The organism is Streptomyces sp. NPDC079020 (assembly GCF_044542225.1).
In the GTDB taxonomy this organism is placed as follows: domain Bacteria; phylum Actinomycetota; class Actinomycetes; order Streptomycetales; family Streptomycetaceae; genus Streptomyces.
Genome location: NZ_JBITUB010000004.1, coordinates 77773 through 95438, shown reverse-complemented (window position 1 = coordinate 95438; position 17666 = coordinate 77773). Strand labels below are relative to the sequence as shown.

General features: G+C 72.1%; 17 protein-coding genes. 9 read left to right on the top strand and 8 right to left on the bottom strand.

Annotated features, from left to right (window positions below; translation table 11 throughout):
• Positions 1–119 precede the first annotated feature (119 nt).
• Positions 120–932, top strand: a complete 813-nt coding sequence (locus ACIGJO_RS09985) for an alpha/beta hydrolase (RefSeq protein WP_399954813.1) — start codon at positions 120–122, stop codon at positions 930–932.
• 53 nt (positions 933–985) lie between these two features.
• Here ACIGJO_RS09985 and ACIGJO_RS09980 read toward each other — a convergent pair whose 3' ends face one another.
• Positions 986–1621 (bottom strand): TetR/AcrR family transcriptional regulator, encoded by a 636-nt coding sequence (locus ACIGJO_RS09980; RefSeq protein ID WP_399954810.1) that lies wholly within the window; start codon positions 1619–1621, stop codon positions 986–988.
• Between the two features lie 69 nt (positions 1622–1690).
• Here ACIGJO_RS09980 and ACIGJO_RS09975 point away from each other — a divergent pair, with 69 nt between their 5' ends.
• From ACIGJO_RS09975 to ACIGJO_RS09965, 3 genes are all read left to right on the top strand, one after another.
• A complete protein-coding gene (locus ACIGJO_RS09975; RefSeq protein WP_399954807.1) occupies positions 1691–3190 on the top strand; it encodes an MFS transporter in 1500 nt (499 codons plus the stop codon).
• 157 nt (positions 3191–3347) lie between these two features.
• Positions 3348–5057, top strand: coding sequence for a SpoIIE family protein phosphatase (locus tag ACIGJO_RS09970; protein WP_399954804.1), 1710 nt, complete (start codon positions 3348–3350; stop codon positions 5055–5057).
• Between the two features lie 91 nt (positions 5058–5148).
• Positions 5149–5568: a hypothetical protein gene (locus tag ACIGJO_RS09965; RefSeq protein WP_399955655.1), complete on the top strand. Its 420-nt coding sequence runs from the start codon at positions 5149–5151 to the stop codon at positions 5566–5568.
• Between the two features lie 32 nt (positions 5569–5600).
• Here ACIGJO_RS09965 and ACIGJO_RS09960 read toward each other — a convergent pair whose 3' ends face one another.
• The 5 genes from ACIGJO_RS09960 to ACIGJO_RS09940 all read right to left on the bottom strand — a co-directional run bounded on the left by ACIGJO_RS09960 (position 5601) and on the right by ACIGJO_RS09940 (position 9709).
• Positions 5601–6449 (bottom strand): GNAT family N-acetyltransferase, encoded by an 849-nt coding sequence (locus tag ACIGJO_RS09960; RefSeq protein WP_399954801.1) that lies wholly within the window; start codon positions 6447–6449, stop codon positions 5601–5603.
• A gap of 79 nt (positions 6450–6528) precedes the next feature.
• Positions 6529–7200 (bottom strand): hypothetical protein, encoded by a 672-nt coding sequence (locus ACIGJO_RS09955; RefSeq protein WP_399954798.1) that lies wholly within the window; start codon positions 7198–7200, stop codon positions 6529–6531.
• Positions 7197–8507: an MAB_1171c family putative transporter gene (locus tag ACIGJO_RS09950; protein ID WP_399954795.1), complete on the bottom strand. Its 1311-nt coding sequence runs from the start codon at positions 8505–8507 to the stop codon at positions 7197–7199. The genes ACIGJO_RS09955 and ACIGJO_RS09950 overlap by 4 nt, the downstream gene beginning before the upstream one ends.
• A gap of 134 nt (positions 8508–8641) precedes the next feature.
• The gene (locus ACIGJO_RS09945; RefSeq protein ID WP_399954792.1) at positions 8642–9223 is read right to left on the bottom strand and encodes a toxin; all 582 of its coding nucleotides are present in this window, start codon (positions 9221–9223) and stop codon (positions 8642–8644) included.
• A 12-nt stretch (positions 9224–9235) separates the two neighbouring features.
• Complete coding sequence (locus tag ACIGJO_RS09940; protein WP_399955652.1) at positions 9236–9709, bottom strand: hypothetical protein; 474 nt, start codon at positions 9707–9709, stop codon at positions 9236–9238.
• Between the two features lie 662 nt (positions 9710–10371).
• Here ACIGJO_RS09940 and ACIGJO_RS09935 point away from each other — a divergent pair.
• The 5 genes from ACIGJO_RS09935 (at position 10372) to ACIGJO_RS09915 (ending at position 14112) form a co-directional block, all read left to right on the top strand.
• Entirely contained in the window at positions 10372–10698 is a 327-nt protein-coding gene (locus tag ACIGJO_RS09935) for a MerR family transcriptional regulator (protein ID WP_399954789.1), read from the top strand.
• A 280-nt stretch (positions 10699–10978) separates the two neighbouring features.
• Positions 10979–11182, top strand: a complete 204-nt coding sequence (locus ACIGJO_RS09930; protein WP_069572018.1) for a cold-shock protein — start codon at positions 10979–10981, stop codon at positions 11180–11182.
• 247 nt (positions 11183–11429) lie between these two features.
• A complete protein-coding gene (locus ACIGJO_RS09925; RefSeq protein WP_399954786.1) occupies positions 11430–12986 on the top strand; it encodes a DEAD/DEAH box helicase in 1557 nt (518 codons plus the stop codon).
• Between the two features lie 329 nt (positions 12987–13315).
• Entirely contained in the window at positions 13316–13681 is a 366-nt protein-coding gene (locus ACIGJO_RS09920) for an SCO5918 family protein (protein ID WP_399954783.1), read from the top strand.
• A 227-nt stretch (positions 13682–13908) separates the two neighbouring features.
• Positions 13909–14112 carry a hypothetical protein gene (locus ACIGJO_RS09915; protein ID WP_399954780.1) on the top strand — a complete coding sequence of 68 codons (204 nt, stop codon included), beginning with the start codon at positions 13909–13911 and terminating at the stop codon, positions 14110–14112.
• Between the two features lie 16 nt (positions 14113–14128).
• On the opposite strand, the gene ACIGJO_RS09910 is transcribed toward ACIGJO_RS09915, so the two are convergent.
• Both ACIGJO_RS09910 and ACIGJO_RS09905 read right to left on the bottom strand, forming a co-directional pair.
• Positions 14129–15229: an acyltransferase family protein gene (locus ACIGJO_RS09910; RefSeq protein WP_399954777.1), complete on the bottom strand. Its 1101-nt coding sequence runs from the start codon at positions 15227–15229 to the stop codon at positions 14129–14131.
• Between the two features lie 32 nt (positions 15230–15261).
• Complete coding sequence (locus ACIGJO_RS09905) at positions 15262–17544, bottom strand: MMPL family transporter (RefSeq protein WP_399954774.1); 2283 nt, start codon at positions 17542–17544, stop codon at positions 15262–15264.
• Positions 17545–17666: the final 122 nt, after the last annotated feature.

The following is a 17666-nucleotide window of genomic DNA, read 5'->3' as shown; positions in this document are numbered from 1 at the left end:
GCCCCGTACAGTGAACGGCACTTCCCGTTCAATGACACGTTCGCCCCGTCCGCGGTCCGCCCCGCTCCGAACATGGGGTGAGCGGGCGGTGCGGCCCGCGCCCGGATCTGGAGGTACGCGTGGCCCAACGACCGCCGTCGGCAGCGGTACTCATCCTGCACGGAGGCCATGAGACGGGCGTCGAAGCGCCCCCGCCCGGACTCCTGAATCTCCCCGCCCTGCGCATGCGGCCGTTCTCCCGGGCCGTCTCACGGGCCACCGGGGGCGGGAGCAGCGGCAGGGAGGACCGGGAGGACCGGGGTGTTCGCGAGGAACAGGATGCCCGCGAGGGGCGCGAGGGTGAGGGGCGCGGGCCGGTCCTGGTGCGCAACGTCAGATACACCCATCGGGGCTGGAACGGCACCCGCGAGGACCCGCTCCATGACGCCGTGAACGCCCTGGACGAGCTGCGGCGGGAGGCCGGTGACCTTCCGGTGGTGCTCCTCGGCCACTCCATGGGAGCCCGCGCGGCCCTCCGCGCCGCCGATCACTCCCTGGTCCGGGCCGTGGTCGGCCTCGCGCCGTGGTGCCCGCCGGGCGACCCGGTCACCCAGCTCGCGGGCCGTGATGTCGTGCTGCTGCACAGCACCCGGGACCGCGTCACGAGCCCCCAGGCCACCCAGTCGCTCACGGCCCGCGCCCGCCGCGCGGGTGCCCGTACGTGCATGATCACCATCCGGGGCGGCGATCACGCGATGATCCGCCGGGCCCCGGCCTGGCACCACCTGACGTCGGCGCTGGTCACCGGACTGCTGGGCCTGGCGCCGCTCCCGGGCCCGGTCACGACGGCGCTCGGGCTGCCGCTGCACGCCGAGGCCACCGAGGGGACCCTCGACCTCGACACGCTCCGGGCCGACCGCGCGCGCCCGGCCGCCGCGAGACCCCGCCGCTGAGACCGCCCGGATCCCCCGATCCCCGGACACCCGGAACCCTCGGTTCTCCCGGATCACGGCCTGCGGGTGTAGTGGCCCAGGAACATGTCGACGCCGCTCGTGATCAGCCGGTCCGTCGCGGCGTCGTCGATCTCCGTGCCGTACGAGCCGAAGACCAGGTGCGGGAAGACCAGGAGCGCGTAGAGCTGGATGACCGCCGTCTCCAGGTCGGGGATGTCCAGGCGGCCCCGGTCCGCCAGGGCGCGCAGGGCGTCGGCGACGGCCGGGTGATGCCCCGTGGGGCCGTGGCCCTGCCAGGCGCCGGCCAGTTCGGGGAAGCGGTGCAGCTCGGCGGCGACGAGGTTGCGCAGGGCGGTCACGTCGGAGTCGCCGCGGACGGCGGCGACCCAGGTGCGGGCCACGTCGACGAGGGCCGGACGGAGGTCGTCGGCGTCGGCCAGTTCGGCGAGTGCCGCCGTGGACGTACCGCCGAGCGGCTCGTCCAGGGCGCCCGCGATGACGGCGGTGAACAGGGCTTCCTTGCTGCCGAAGTGGTTGTAGACCGTCACCTTGGACACACCCGCCTCGGCGGCGATGGTGTCCATGCCCACGCCGAACCCCTCGCGGAGGAAGGCGGTGCGGGCCGCGCTCACGATGGCCTGCCGCTTGGCCTCGGCACGAGGGCCGCCGGGGGGCTGCTTCGCGTTCATGGGGTCAGGCTAGCAGCGGAGTGAACTGAACAGTTGAGTTCATGTGTACCGAACTGTACAGTTCAGTTCATGAGTCCCCACGGAGCCGATTCACCCGTACCCGCCCACGCCCCCGTACCGGACCGTGCCCCTGCCGGTTCCCGGGAGGGGCACGGTCCGCCCGACCGCCCCGATCCGCGCCGCTGGGTGCTGCTCGCGCTCGTCTGCGCCGGTCAGTTCATGCTGGTGCTCGATGTCACCGTGGTGAACGTCGCGCTGCCCGACATGGCCGCCGACCTGCACCTCGGCCGCACGACACTGACCTGGGTGGTCACCGCGTACACGCTCTGCCTCGGCGGGCTGATGCTGCTCGGCGGCCGGCTCACCGACGCGTTCGGTGCCCGGCGCACCCTGCTCGCCGGGCTGGCCGTCTTCACCGCGGCATCGCTCGCCGCCGGTCTCGCCCAGAACGCCACCGTGCTGATCGGCGGGCGGATCGCCCAGGGGGTGGGGGCGGCGCTGCTGTCCCCCGCCGCGCTGTCCCTGGTCACCACCACCTTCCGCGGCGAGGAACGGAACAGGGCGCTGGGGGTGTGGGCGGCGATCGGCGGGACCGGTTCGGCGCTGGGTGTCCTGCTCGGCGGGGCGCTGACCGCCGGCCCGGGGTGGAGCTGGGTGTTCTTCGTCAATGTCCCGGTCGGACTGGTCCTGCTCGTCGCCGTGCCCCTGATCGTGCCGCGGAGTGCGCCGCAGGCCGGTGCCCGGCTCGATGTGCCCGGGGCGCTGCTGGTCACCGCCGGTACGGGTTCGCTGATCTACGGCCTGGTCAGGGCGGGGGACACGGGGTGGGGTTCGGCCGCCGCGCTGCTGCCGGTGCTCGGGGCGGTGCTGCTGTACGCGGGGTTCGCGCTGGTCGAGCGGGTGGCGAAGGCTCCCCTGATGGACCTGCGGATGTTCACCCGGCGGCCGGTCCTGGCGGGGGCGTTCCTGATGCTGATCGCCACGGGGCTGCTGATCTCGTACTTCTTCCTGGGCTCGGTGTATCTCCAGCAGGTGCGCGCCTTCGGCCCGATGCGGACCGGGCTGGTCTTCCTGCCGGTGGCGGTCGCCGTGGGCATCGGCGCCCATCTGGGGTCCCGGCTCGTGGGGCGGATCGGCAGCCGGGCGACGGCCGTGGGCGGCATGGTGACCGCCGCCGCCGCCGGTTCCGTACCGCTGACGGGGCTCGGACAGGGCGGCAGCGTGTACGGGGCACTGCTGCCGGGGCTCGTCGTGGCCTCCCTCGGGATCGGGGCGGTGTTCGTCACCGCCACCACCACGGCGCTGGCGATGGTCGGGCACCACGAGGCGGGACTCGCCTCCGGGGTCGTGAACACCTTCCACGAGATGGGCGGTTCGGTCGGGGTGGCGGTCGTCTCGACGGTCGCGGCGGCCGGTATCGGGGCGGCCGGTACGGACGGGGGCGCGGCGGCCTCGTTCGGTGACGCCTTCACGGTCTGCGCCGTGGCGGCGGGGGTGAGCGCGCTGGTGGCGCTGGTGCTCGTACCGCGCGGGAAGCCGCAGCCGGCCGGCGGGCCGCACGTGCACTGAGGGCGGTGACCGGGCCCGCGGCTGTGACCGGGCCTCCGGCTGGGCATGGGGCTGGGCACGGGGCTGCGGCGCCGGCGCCGGTGGCGGCTGGGGATGCGGGACGGGAGGCGGCGGCCGACGATGAAAGACCGGTGGCCGACGACGGCAGGAGGCCCTCTTGCAGGCCGAACCGTACGACGACGTGCCGGTGCCCCTCGACCCCGCGCCGTTCGCCGCCCTGTTCGGTGGCAGTACGGCCGGGGTGGGCGTACTCGATCCCGGACTGCGCTACCTCTACGTCAATCCGGCACTCGAACGGATCAACGGCCTTCCCGCCGCCTCCCACCTCGGCCGGACCCCCACCGAACTGCTGCCGGAGCTGGGCGTGCACGGGGACCTGATGCGCAGCGTGCTCGACGACGGCAGGCCCCGCGAGACGACCCTCAGCGGGCACACCTGGGTGGCCTCGCCACTGGAGCGGCGGTACTGGCACTCCGCGTTCCACCGGCTGGAGAACGGCGGCCGGGTCCAGGGGCTGGTCGCGGTCATCGTGGAGATCACCGACTACATGCGTCAGCAGGAGGAGCTGGAACGCGCCCGGCGCCGGCTGGCCCTCCTGGACACCGCCGCCGTCAGCATCGGCACCACGCTGGACATGGACACCACCTGCCGCGAACTCGCCGACTTCGTCGTCCCCGCGCTGGCCGACATCGCCGCCGTGGAGGTCTTCCCGCCGGACATCGGGCACGAGGTGCGGCGTGCGGCCCCCGGGGTGCTGCGGCTGCGGCGGGCCGGGCTGGCGGCGGCCGGTGAACTCGCCGAACAGATGGACCGGTTCGGGCACCTGGGGGAGTACATCGACTACAAGGAGGAGACGGGCGTGGCCCGTTGCCTGGCGACCGGCCGGCCGGTGGTCGAGAACCGCGACGAGACCGGTGAGTTCGTCGGCGCGCTGCTGGTGGACGACTTCCGTGCCGCCTACCGTGCGCTCGGTCTGCGCGGGGCGGCCGTCGTGCCGCTCACCGCGCGCGGCCGTCCGCTGGGTGTCCTGAATCTGGTACGGGCGGGCGACTCGCCCGCCTTCGGCGACGAGGACCTCGTCGTCGCGCGGGAACTCGCGGACCGCGCCGCCGTCGACCTCGACCATGCCCGCCGCTACGCCCGTGAGCACAGCGTCGCCCGGGAGCTCCAGCGCTCCCTGCTCTCCGAGCCCCGCGGCCCGCACTCCCATGTCGAGGTCGCCACCCGGTACCGGCCCGCCGAGCGTGGCGTCCTGGTGGGGGGCGACTGGTTCGATGTCGTACCGCTGCGGGACGGGCGCCATCTGAAGGCGATGGGCGATGTCATGGGCCACGGTGTGGAGGCGGCCGTCGCCATGAGCCAGTACCGCTCGCTGCTGCGGCTGCTGGCCAATGACGATTCTCCGCCGCACCTCATTCTGGAGCGGCTCGACGTGATGGTCGAACGGTCCGGCCTCGACCGCGCGGCGACGTGTCTGCTCGCGGTCGTCGACCGGATGGGCGGGAACTGCGAGGTGGCCAGCGCGGGCCATCTGCCGCCGGTGTTCATCGAGGCGGGAGCGGCCGGGGCGCGGGTGGTCCGGGTGCCGGTGGGGCCGCCGCTCGGCACCGGCTTCGGCGGGTACCGGACCGTATCGGTGCCGTGCGGGCCGGGCACGGTGCTGTTCATGTACACCGACGGTCTGGTGGAGCGCCGGGGCGAGGACATCGACGTGTCCGTGGGCCGCCTGGCCGGACTGACGCTGCCGGTGAGCGGGCGGCTGGAGGACCTGCTGGACGAGGTCCTGGACCGCTTCGGGGACGACGCGGAGGACGACATCGCGGTTCTCGCCTCACGCATCCGGGAGGGAGTGGAGCCGGGCCGGTGAAGGGGCGGTGTCAGTGCCCGGTGCGAGGATGCGCGACATGGAACCCCGCACCGAGGAACGCCCCGGAATCCGTACCGAAGACCGCCCCGGAATGCGCCCCGAAGACCGCCCCGGAGCCCGGGGCGGAACCGCTCCCCTGCTCCTGGCCGGCATCGAGGCGGCCATCCGCGCCAGTTGGGACGCCGACACCACGACGCCGGCGCACCGGGACTCGTGGAGCCCGGACAATCCGGCCCGTGACCAGTGCGGGGTGACCGCCATGGTGGTCAACGACCTGCTCGGCGGTGAGCTGATCCGCGGCGAGGTGCACGTGGACGGCCGGCAGACGGACTTCCACTGGTGGAACCGGTTCGGGGCGGGCGTCGACATCGACCTCACCCGCGAACAGTTCGGCCCGCACGAGATCGTCTCGGGCGGCACGGTGATACCGAGGCCCGCCGAGTTCGTCCGGCTACGCGAGGAGTACGAACTGCTCGCCCGCCGGGTGCGGGAGCGCCTCGGACTGGGGTGAAGGCTGTCCCGTGATCCCTGGTGGGCGCCGGGTCAGCCCAGTTCCAGGCTGGTGATGCCGTACAGCCCCGACCGGTCGATGACCGGCTCCGGTCCGGTGTACATACGGGCGGTGTCGAACGACGGTGTCAGGCCCAGCTGTTCCGCGAGGCGCATCGCCGCAGGGTTGATGTCGGGGACGTCGATCGCCACGGGAGTGCCCGGCGCGGTGGCCGCGAGCGCGCTCACGAGCGCGGCGGCCACCTCCGGCGACGCGGCGTACAGCGGGCCGATGCGGGAGGCGGCCCGGCAGGGGCGGCGCACGGCGAGGCCCTGGAGTTCGCCGTCGCGGACGGCGGCCAGCGCGGCATGCCCGGCGGTCGCGATCCAGGGCGCCAGGAAGCTGTCCCGGGCGGCCGGGAAGAACCGCCGGTCGTACGCGGCGAGTTGCCCGAACGGCAGCGTGCGGGCATCGGTCAGGGTGACACCCGGCGGCGCGGGGATGTCCGTGGGCGGCACGCCCTCGTACCGCGCGTTGCTCCAGCAGGAACGGAAGCCGGACCTGCGGTAGTTGTCCTGCTGGGCCGGTACGCCGTCCAGCCCGACCGTGCGCCCGGAGAGCCGGGCCATCCCGGCCCGCCAGACCTGGATCCCGTAGCCCTGTCCCCGGAGCGGGGGGCGGGTCAGATACATGCCCAGGAAACCGAAGCCGTCGCCGTAGCGCACGACGGAGACGGAGGAGACGGGTTCGCCGTCGAGGCGTCCGGTCAGGAAGCCGCACGGGTCCGCGGCGAAGAAGGTCCCGCTGTCGGTGAGCCCCGGGTTCCAGCCCTCGTCATGGGCCCACGCGGCCAGGGTCGTCATGTCGTCGGCGCTCGCGGTGGTGATCTCGAAAGTCGGCACGGACCAGACGTACCCCGTCCGGGAGCCGTTCAGCACTCGTGCCGACGGCCCGTCCGGAGGGGATACGGACAGGGGCCGGTCAGCCGAAGGCGTAGGCGACGGTGGTGGCCGCGCCCAGTGCCGCGCCCGCCACGACCTGCGCGACCGAGTGGTACCGCAGGGCCACCCGGGACCAGCACACGGCCACGGTCAGCGTGCCGGCCGCCAGCCACCACGGGGAGTGCACCACGGCGAGCAGGGCGACCACCGCCGAGGCGACCGCCGAGTCCACCGAGATCTTCCAGACGGTGTTGACGCTCAGCAGGACGATCGTCATCGCCCACAGGGCGAGCATCGCGAGGAGGATCCCCTCGGGCGCGTGCCCCAGCACCATGACCAGCGAGCCGACGCCGACGGAGCCGAGGATGACGAAGAAGATCGGGGCGCGTTTGGTGCGGTCGACGACATGGCGGTCGCCCCAGGTGCCCCGCTTGCGTTCCCATTCGATGTAGCCCGCGGGGACGATCCCGGCGCAGAGCGCGCCGAGGAAGCCCCAGAGCAGTCCGGTCCAGTGGCCCGCGGCGGCCAGCCCGACGCCGAGCATGCCGGCCAGCAGGATGTTGCGGGGCTGGAGGGCGTCCGTGACGGCGCGGGCCGCGGAGACCGCGGCGGTCGCCGGGGGCGGCGGGGGGACGGCGGCCGGCGAGGTGCCGGCGGGGTCCGAGGGGGCGGTCGCCCGCGTTCCGGCACTGTTCCCGGTGGTGCTGTTCATGCTGCCCTCGCTGTCTTTCCCTGCTCCTGCGCGGATGGGGCCGGTACTCCCGCGGACGGCAGGAGCCGGCGGACACGTGCTTCGGTGACGGTCCGGCAGGCGTCGGCGACCCGCACCAGCCGGGCCACCTCTCCGTCCTGGTCGGCGGCCGTCTCCCCGTCCTGGTCGGCGGTGTGCTGGGCCGCCACCGCCGCGGCGGCCCCGGCGGGCGCCCCGGACGCCTTGGCGGCGAGCGCGGCCCTGATCCAGTAGGCCTCGGTCAGCGGGCCCGTCCGGCGCGGGTCCCGGGTGTCCTCGGCGGCCGCCCGCGCGGCGGCCGGGAGCAGAGCATCGGGCACATAGTGCCGCAACTTCTCGACCGCGTCCGCGATATCGGCGGCCCACCGGTCGATCCGGAGGTCCGCGGGGGTGTCGAACCGGGTCAGCTCGCGGGCCAGCGACGTGGGCGGGTCGAAGGGCTGGTCGGGGAAGGCGGCCATCAACTCGTACCAGAGCGCGTGCAGTTTCACCTGGGCCCGCCACAGCTTCGCCCGGTGCGCGCCCTTGCTGAAGGCCGGGAGAGAGGCACCGACCGCGAAGAACGCGAACAGCACCAGCTGTGCCGCCTCGGTGATCTCGTCGAACCGCAGGGCGAAGTCCTCGCTCGGCCGGTCCACCACACTGACCCACAGGAACAGGGTCCGGCTGACGGTGTAGCCGACGCCGATGAACATCGCGAAGGTCATCATCCCCAGACCGACGCGGAGATGGCGCAGCCGCGCGTCGGCGGTGGCCAGGGCCCACTGGTAGGCGCACACGGCGGAGGCGGCGCCCAGGTAGAGGTAGAAGACGCTCATGTAGAGCGTGGCGCCCCACTGCCCGGCGTGGTCGGAGACGAAGCGGTCCGAGGGTACGGAGCGGTCGACGACGGTGAAGAAGAGCACGGTCAGCAGGATCAGCGTCGCCACGGACGCCTTGGCCGCGATCTGCTGGACGAGGCGGGCGAACCGCACGTGCCGGGGGACGCCGTCGGCATCGGGGTAGCTGCCGTAGATGGCGACGATGTAGCTGAGGATGGCCAGAATCGCGATGGTCGCCGTGTAGTGCTTGATCAGTACGGCGAGGTCGGTCACGGGGCTGTTGTTGAGGCCGATACGGACGGCCCGGGTCTTGGTCCACAGGGCGACGGCGAATCCGGCGTAGCAGCCCCACAGGGCCCGCCGGCGTTTGTCCTCCTCGTCGCCCCACAGGGCTGCGGGCATGCGCCACAGGGCAACGGCCGTCATCAGGCCGGCTATCAGGTAGCCGGCGAGATCGAGGGGGGTCACGGCGGTCTTCGTTCCTCGGGGTCGGGGTAGGGGTCGGGTCTCGGGACGGGGCTCGGGCACGAGGGGCCGGGCGTGGGGGGCCCGTGCGGGAACACGGCTGCCGGACGGTGATGTCACGTGTCAGCGAAACGGAGTCATGTGCCGTCCGGGCGTCGTGACAGGCCGCGGCGGCGGTGCGCCACGGGGCGGGACAGGGAGTTGGCCAGCCGCCCCACCATGTCATCGGTGGTCATGTCCCTGGCCATCCGGGGGATCAGCGAGGCACCGAATTCCGCCATGCGCTCGTCATGGGTGTCGTACTGGGCGCGGGCCTGGACCGTGCTGCCGTCGGCCCGGAGCGCGTCGGCGACCGCGGTCGGGACCATCCGGGCGATCAGCGAGGTGTCGAAGACCGGGAGAAGCGTGCGGAGCTGGTCCGCGGAGAGCGACGTCCCGTGGTCGAACCACTCATGGCACAGCTCGTGCAGGATGACGTGCTGGGTCTGGTACGCGGACGGCCGCCGCCGGTAGAGCACGAAGCTGGTGTCGCCCGCCTTCAGGCGCAGTCCGCAGGCGGCGTTGACGCGCGCCAGACGGTCCGGCATCTCGTGCAGGCGGATGGTGCGGCCGCGTGCCGCCTCCATGTTCGCCACCAGCCGCGGCAGGGAGAAGGGGGTCGGAATGGGCAGGTCGGCCAGCCCCGACTCGCACTCCTTGCGCAGTTCGCGCAGAGACATGCGTTCCGCCGCCTACGCTGCGTTGCCGGGGCCGGGGCCGCCGGTGCCCCCGTGCCCGGGAGCCCTGTCTCCGCTCCGGGGGGCGTCCTCCAGCAGCGACAGCGCGAACTGCAGCAGCTCCGGGGAGAGCCCGCCGTCGCCGATTCCCCGTCCCGCCAGCCCGCTGATCTCCCCCGTGCGCCGCTTGGCGAGGAACTGCAGCCCGGCCACGACGTCGTCGACGACGTCGGACTCCTCCTTGAAGAAGTGCCAGTCCACGCCGAACCCCAGGCCGAGCGCCTTGAGGATCTCCTCGGACGGCTGGGTGACCTTGCCGGCGAGGATGTTGGAGAAGTAGCTGTGCGAGAGCGACCCGCCGCGCTCCCTGACCAGCTCCGCGAAGACCCGGCCCGAGATCTTCTGGCCGGGGAAGGTCTTCTCGACCATGTACTCGACCTTCTGGCGCAATGACTTCAGTTCCGGTGTGCGCTCTTCACCGTTGTCCATTGCCATCCGGGCCCCCACGATCACGTCCGCCGCGGGGCGCTCGGTCGTGCGCTGCGCGGTGTTCGATTCGGTCAACGGGCTCGTACTGTAACCAACCCCGACAGGGATCCCGCAGCGCGGGTGACGAAGCGGACCAATCCACTCCGGAGCCGGAAGTGAGCTTGCGTAAACACTCTACGTCACTGTTAACTCGAAAAAACATGGGCAGGGGACCACGAGGGGAGTCCCTTGCCCATGATTCCTCGGGCCGCCGGAGTATTGCGCGGCGCGTGCGGCGCGGCGCTCCGGTGGCACGCGGACCGTCTCCGGGAGGCGCGTCGGCGCGAGATATCCGGAATCTTGAACTCCGTTTGTTCCGGCCGAACATGGGTGTAGCCCTTCACGACGGGGGATGCGTGAAGGGCTACGCGTGCATTATGACCCTTGCTTCACCTGGCGACAACTGACCGGTCGGTCAGCTGCGTTGAGCGGACCTCCGGCCGTCCCGTCCCCGGCGCGGGAAATCTGTTCTGGCCGCGATAGACATGGCGTTCTCGTACGATTAGGGTTTCTTGTGCGGTCAAGCTAAAACAGCGGTACGCGGCAGTGGGACACCCTGGAGGCGTACGGCGCCGGGCCCCCTGTCATGCGCCGCGGAAACATGTGTGACAGAAGAGGTGCAGATGCCCCCGGAAACCCCCTCGCACGCCACCGATCGGCTCGATGACGACGACTACCCCGCGTACACCATGGGGCGCGCCGCGGAGATGATCGGTGCGACACCGGGTTTCCTGCGGGCGATCGGCGAGGCCCGCCTGATCACCCCGCTGCGTTCCGAGGGCGGCCACCGCCGCTACTCCCGCTACCAGTTGCGCATCGCCGCCCGCGCCCGTGAGCTGGTCGACGCCGGAACGCCGATCGAGGCAGCCTGCCGCATCGTCATCCTGGAGGACCAGCTCGAAGAGGCGCTGCGCCTCAACGAGGAGCTGCGGCGGCCGGCCGGCTCCTGAACATATCTGTATTCGCGAGCACAGGATTCTGTGCAATGCGCGGGGAGGGTTTATGTTCCGCGCGGCGGAGTGATATTACGTACAGCCCTCTTCCCCTCGCACCGTGCTACGGTTGATCTCAGTTGCAGTTGTGGTTCCCAAAACTTCAAGTGCTCTCGCCGGTTCTGTGTCGGAGAGTGCGCTTTTGTATTTCCGGTGCTTTCCGGACGGGGTAATCATCGCGGCGACGTGGGGCTCGCACAGTGTGGGCCCACGGGCACTGCCCCGAAGGAGATATGACATGGCTACTGGCACCGTGAAGTGGTTCAACGCGGAAAAGGGCTTCGGATTCATCGAGCAGGACGGCGGCGGCGCCGACGTCTTCGCCCACTACTCGAACATCGCCGCCCAGGGCTTCCGTGAGCTCCAGGAAGGCCAGAAGGTGAACTTCGACGTCACGCAGGGCCAGAAGGGCCCGCAGGCCGAGAACATCACCCCCGCCTGATCACTCAGGTTGTACTGCGCAGCTGGGGCCCGCACCTTGGGGTGCGGGCCCCGGCTCGTTGTCGTTTCCGGGGCACGCCTGGCGCGTCCCCGGCCGAAGCCATGTCCGGTGCGGTGATTCCCGGCGGCAGGGCTTCGTTTTCTTTTGTCATTTCATCGGCTCGTTCTTGCGATTCTGGGTGCTGTTTCCGGGCTCCCGCACAAAAAGAATCCCTCGATACGTGCCCCGCATCGAGGAAAGGTTCTGCATGAACCGCGAACGCGCACCCCGCTCGAACGACCGATATTCCCGGACCCGCTCGGGCGGTTCCACCGGCAGCCGCACCGGAGGTGCGTCCAGGTACTCCGGCGGCGCGCCGCAGCGTTCCGGCGGCGGACCCAAGCGTTCCGGCGGCTTTGGCCGCCGGCCCGCCGCGAAGCAGGGGGAATTCGCCCTGCCGGTCACCATCACTCCGGCGCTGCCCGCCGCGGCCGCCTTCGACGAGCTGGACATGCCGGCGGCGCTCAAGGCGGCTCTCGTCGCCGAGGGCATGACGGTCCCGTTCCCCATCCAGGCGGCCACCCTGCCGAACTCGCTGGCAGGCCGGGACGTCCTGGGCCGCGGCCGGACCGGCTCGGGCAAGACGCTCGCCTTCGGCCTGGCCCTGCTGGCCCGTACCGAGGGCCGGCGCGCCGACGCCCGCCGCCCGCTGGCGCTGGTCCTGGTCCCCACCCGGGAACTGGCCCAGCAGGTCACCGACGCGCTGACCCCGTACGCCCGCTCGCTCAAGCTGCGCCTGGCCACCGTCGTCGGCGGCATGTCGATCGGCCGGCAGGCCAGCGCGCTGCGCGGCGGCGCCGAAGTCGTGGTCGCCACCCCGGGGCGGCTCAAGGACCTCATCGAGCGCGGTGACTGCCGGCTGGACCGGGTCACGATCACCGTTCTCGACGAGGCCGACCAGATGGCCGACATGGGCTTCATGCCCCAGGTCACCGAGCTGCTCGACCAGGTGAATCCGGAGGGGCAGCGGATGCTCTTCTCGGCCACGCTCGACCGCAATGTCGACCTCCTGGTCCGCCGCTACCTGCACGACCCGGTCGTCCACTCCGTGGACCCCGCGGCCGGGGCCGTGACGACGATGGAGCACCACGTGCTCTACGTCCAGGGCTCCGACAAGTACGCCACGACCACGGAGATCGCGGCCCGCGACGGCCGCGTCATCATGTTCCTGGACACCAAGCACGCCGTGGACAAGCTGACCGACCACCTGCTGCACAGCGGTGTCCGGGCGGCCGCGCTGCACGGCGGCAAGTCGCAGCCCCAGCGCACCCGCACCCTGGAGCGGTTCAAGACCGGGCATGTCACGGTCCTGGTCGCCACGAACGTCGCCGCCCGCGGTATCCACGTCGACAACCTCGACCTCGTCGTGAACGTCGACCCGCCCAGCGACCACAAGGACTACCTGCACCGCGGCGGCCGTACCGCCCGCGCGGGTGAGTCGGGCAGCGTCGTCACGCTCGTACTGCCGAACCAGCGCCGCGACATGACGCGCCTGATGGCGGATGCCGGGATCACCCCGCAGGTGGCCCAGGTCCGTTCCGGTGAGGCCGAGCTGAGCCGGATCACGGGTGCGCAGGCGCCCTCGGGAATTCCCGTCGTCATCACCGCGGCGCCCAAGGAGCGTTCCCGGAGCGGCGGCGGCGCGTTCATGGGCCGCGGCACCAAGCGCGGCGGCGGCGCCCCCTCGCGGGGACGCCGTCCGGGCCAGCCCACCCCGGAGGCGCGGGCGGCCGCCGCGCAGCGCCGGAACAACCGCGCCGCGTAGCGGGCGGGGCCGCGCGGGCGGCCGGGCGACGGCACGGCCGGTACGGGACAGAGGCGGCGGGGACGGGCGGGACCCGGCCATCCCCGCCGATGGCTTCGGGCCATGGCGTGCGACGGGTTTCGTACCACTGCCTTCTCCTGGCAGTCTCATACCGGCAGTCTCGTACCGGCAGTCCCGTACGCGGTCTCGTACCGGCAGTCCGTACGCGGTCCCGTACCGGCCGTCCCGTACCGGCAGTTCCCTTTTGGCAGTCCCCTTGGCAGTTCCCTTTGGCAGTTCCCCTGGCAGTTCCCGTCCGGTTTCTCTCGACCCGACCCTGTTGAGGCACCATGCGCTGTGTCATCGCCCGCTTCCCCTTCGATCTGTTCAAGAACGAAGTGGAGGATTCGATGAAGGGCATCAAGCCCGAACCCGTCACCGGAGACGCCGTGGTCATCAGCCGCCGCGTCTACCCCGTCAAGCAGGTCGGGGAAGTGATCACCCGGCAGGACCGCCGTGACTTCACCGCCGCCGAGGTGACCAGGGCGCTGACCCGCCTCGGTTTCACCTGCCGTACGGCCCAGGCGGCCGTGCCCGCCCCCGCGCTCACCCCGCTGGAAGCGGCGTCCGCGATGCTCGGGACGCCGGCGCCCGCACCGGAGCCGGCGCTTCCCGTCTCGGAGCCGCAGCCCGCGCCGGGACTCGGCCGGATGTGAGTCCGGCCGGGTCCTCCCGGCCGCCGTACCTACGGGCCCCGCGGGCCGGACCGGCCATCGGGCCACCGGCCGGCGGGGCCCGTCCGGCTGTCGGGGCCCGCGGGGCGGTGACGACGCGGTGGCAGCGGCAGGGGCTCACACCGACGGGGGACGCCGTGTAACAAGTGCGCCGCCGAACGGGTGGGACCGCGGGTGTCGCCCCTGTGGACGGGGAGAGGATCGGCGGCATGAAGACCAAGCTCAGCGCGCTCGGCGTGACGGTTCTCGCCGCCGTGCTTCCCGCCGCCGGAACCGCGTACGCCGATGAGACCCACACGAACGCGCACAACGGTCCTCAGGTGGCGCTGATCTCCACCGGCCAGATCGACGACCCGCTGGAGGACGTCCTGGAGCACGCGGCGGTGCTCGGCACCACGAGCGTCGTCGACTGAGACCGCCGGACGTACGTCAGGCGGCCGTCCTGGCGCGCCGCTGCCGCGCCCAGTTCATCCGCGGCTCCACCACCGGCCGCAGCACCCGGCGGACGGGCGGGGTGCACAGGACGGTCACCGCCGCCGCGCCGCCCACGGTCACCGCGACCGTACCCAGGGGGGTCGAGAGAAACGGTTCGTCGTAGAGGCCCCGGTAGAGCGCGGTGCGGATGACGAAGCCGTGCAGCAGATAGCCGTAGAGGGTGCACGCCCCCAGCGCGCTCATCCAGCTCCGGCGGTTCGGCACCCAGGCCAGGAAGCACGCGCCGAGCACCACGGCACAGCCGAACAGGATCAGCGTCGCGAGCGGCCCCGCCCACGCGGGCGATCCGAGCTCCTGCGCGCTGTACTGCCGGTAGAACCACAGCGTCGACACCCGCGGCACCGCCCAGTACGCCGCGAGCAGGGCGAGCGCGGACACCGGGACGGACAGGACGCGCGCCCGGGTGCCGCGCACCAGGTCGAAGTGGTGGGGCCGCAGCCGCAGGCCGAGCACGTAGAACGGCAGGAACTGGAGCATGCGCTGCACCTGCATCCCCTGGTCGATGCCCACGGACATCGAGGCCAGGGCCGCGACCCCCAGGGCCACGGCCACCGGAGCGCGGACGGCCTGCCAGAGCGGTGCGGACAGGCGCCAGAAGAACAGCGCGGGCAGGAACCACAGCAGCCAGTACGGGGCGAACAGCGACGGGAACACCGAGACGGCGGGGTCTCCCACGGCGCGGTGGAAGTACGCGAAGACGATGTCGAAGACGGCGTACGGGACGAGGATCCCGGTGACCAGCTTCCACACCCGTTCGGGCCGCAGTTCGAAGCCGCGGGAGAAGTAGCCCGCGATCATGATGAACACCGGCATGTGGAAGGTGTAGACGAAGGTGTACGCCGTCTCCACCAGCCGGCCGCTGTCCGGCAGCGGCTCCCAGGCGTGGCCCATCGCCACCAGCACGATGGCCAGGTACTTCGCGTTGTCGAAGAAGTGGTCCCGCCCGGCCGGACGTCCGCCCCCTTCCCCGGTACCGGGAGCGGCGGGGCGCGGCGGTTCGGGGGCCGGTGAGGTCGGCGAGGTCAGCGAGGGCACCCCGACACCCTAGAGGGTGCCCCGGGGCACCTTCAGGGCCTGTCCCGGGCCTCTTTCCCCTCCCCTTTCCCCTCCGCTTCCAGATGCGGCAGGAGCCGGTCCAGCGGGCGCGGGGTCCACCAGGCGGCCCGGCCCAGCAGGGTCATCACGGCGGGCACCAGCAGCAGCCGGACGACGGTGGCGTCGATCAGCACGCTGGCGGCCAGCCCGAGGCCGAGCATTTTCACCACGATGTTGTCGCTGATGATGAACGCCGCGAAGACGCTGACCATGATGAGCGCCGCACAGGTGATGACGCGGGCGGTGATCTCCAGCGCGTGCGCCACGCTCGCCCTGGGGTCCCCGGTGCGCAGCCACGCCTCGTGGATGCGGGAGAGCAGGAAGATCTCGTAGTCCATGCTGAGCCCGAAGACGATGGCGAACATCATCATCGGTACGTAGCTCTCGATCGGGACGTCCCCCGAGACCCCCAGCGCCGGGCCGCCCCAGCCCCACTGGAAGACGGCCACCACGACCCCGTACGAGGCCGCGATCGACAGGACGTTCAGTACGGCGGCCTTGACGGCGACGAGCAGTCCGCGGAACACGACCAGGATGACGAGGAAGGCCAGGGCGACGACGACCGCGATGATCAGGGGCAGCCTGCTGGAGACGATGTCCAGGAAGTCGACCTGGGCGGCGGTCGTGCCGGTCACATAGGTGCTCGCCCCGGTGCCGGAGACGGCCTGCGGGAGGACGTCGTCGGCCAGCCGGTTCACCAGGCCGGTGGTGCGCGCGTCCTGCGGGGCGGCCACCGAGTACGCGGTGCCGGTCAGCACGTCGCCGTCCGAGGTGGCGGTGAGCGGGGTGATCACGGCGGCGTCCGGTACCCCGGTGAGCGCCTTCTGGGCCTGGTCCGCCAGCGCGGAGCGGTCGGACTGCGGGACCTGGCTCTGGTCGATCACCAGCGTCAGCGGGCCGTTCGAACCGGGGCCGAAGGCGGTGGACATCAGGTCGAAGGCGCGCCGGTCGGTGAAGGACTTCGGGTCGGCGCCGTCCCCGATATGGCCGAGCTGGATGAAGAAGACCGGGAAGGCGAGGACGGCCAGGACGACCACACCGGCGCCCAGGAACCACCACGGGCGCCGCTCCACCCGCTGCGCGTACCGGTGCCAGCCGCCGTGCGCCTCCTCGCCGGGTGCCGCGTCGGTCTCCGCGACGGGGGTCCGCACCCGCAGCCGGTCGATGTGCCGCCCGATCAGCCCCAGGATGCCCGGCACCAGGGTGAGCGCCCCGATCACGGCGGTGACCACGGTGACCGCCGCGGCGACGCCGAGCTTGCCGATGAAGCCGATGCCGGAGACCCACAGCCCGGACAGGGCGATGATCACTGTGCAGCCGGAGAGCAGGACGGCCCGCCCGCTGGTGGCGGCGGCGTTCCCGGCGGCGGTCACCGGGTCCTCGCCGTCGATGAGGTTCTGCCGGTGCCGGGTGACGAGGAACAGCGCGTAGTCGATGCCGACGCCGATGCCGATCATCGTGGCGAGCGTCGGTGAGACGGTGGCGAAGGTGGCCTGGGCGGCCAGCAGCCCCAGCAGGGCCAGCCCGCACAGGGCGCAGACCAGCGCGGTCACCAGCGGGAGCACGGCGGCGAGCAGACTGCCGAAGCCGATCAGGAGCACCAGGACCGCCACGCCGAAGCCGATGCCCTCGCTGGTGCGGTCGTCGGGCTCGGGCCGGGCCAGTTCGCCGAGCGGCCCGCCGTACTCCACCTCGACGCCCGCGGCCCGCAGCGGCTGGACGGCGTCGTCGACCCCGTCCAGGTACGAGGGGCCGAGGGTGGACGGCTGCACGCTGAACCGGATGGTGATGTACGCCGTTTTCCCGTCGGTGGAGAGCGGCCCGGTGTTCGGTGTGCCGGTGGGCGGCGGGGGCGGGGTCGAGCCGGACGGCGGGAGCGGATTCTGGACCGAGAGCACATCGGGGAGCTTCTGGAGGTCGGCGACGGCCGTGGAGACCTGGCCGCCGACCTCGCTGAGCGCCTTGGTCCCGTCGTGCAGCACCACCTGGCTGCTGTAGCCGCCGGCGCTGGGCGCGTGCGCCCTGAGGACGTCGATTCCGTCCTGCGACTGGGTTCCGGGGAGCGAGAAGTCGTCGGAGTAGTCACCGCCGTAGGTGTGCTGGAGGACCTGGAGCCCGGCGAGGGCGGCCAGCCATAGCACGAGGACGGTCACGAAGTGCCGGGCGCACCATTCGCCGGTCCGCCGCAGTACACCGGTACGGCGGTGGGCGGAGGGGCCCGGTGACCGGGGCCCGCGGGCCTGTGTCGACGGCATGGAGGGGGCTCCCGCTCCCGGAGAGGGGCACCTCGCGCGGCGCCCCGGACACTCCGTATTCAAGGACGGCCGCCGGGATGCGGCACCCCGGTGCGGGGGAACGGGTGACGGGCGCCGGACGG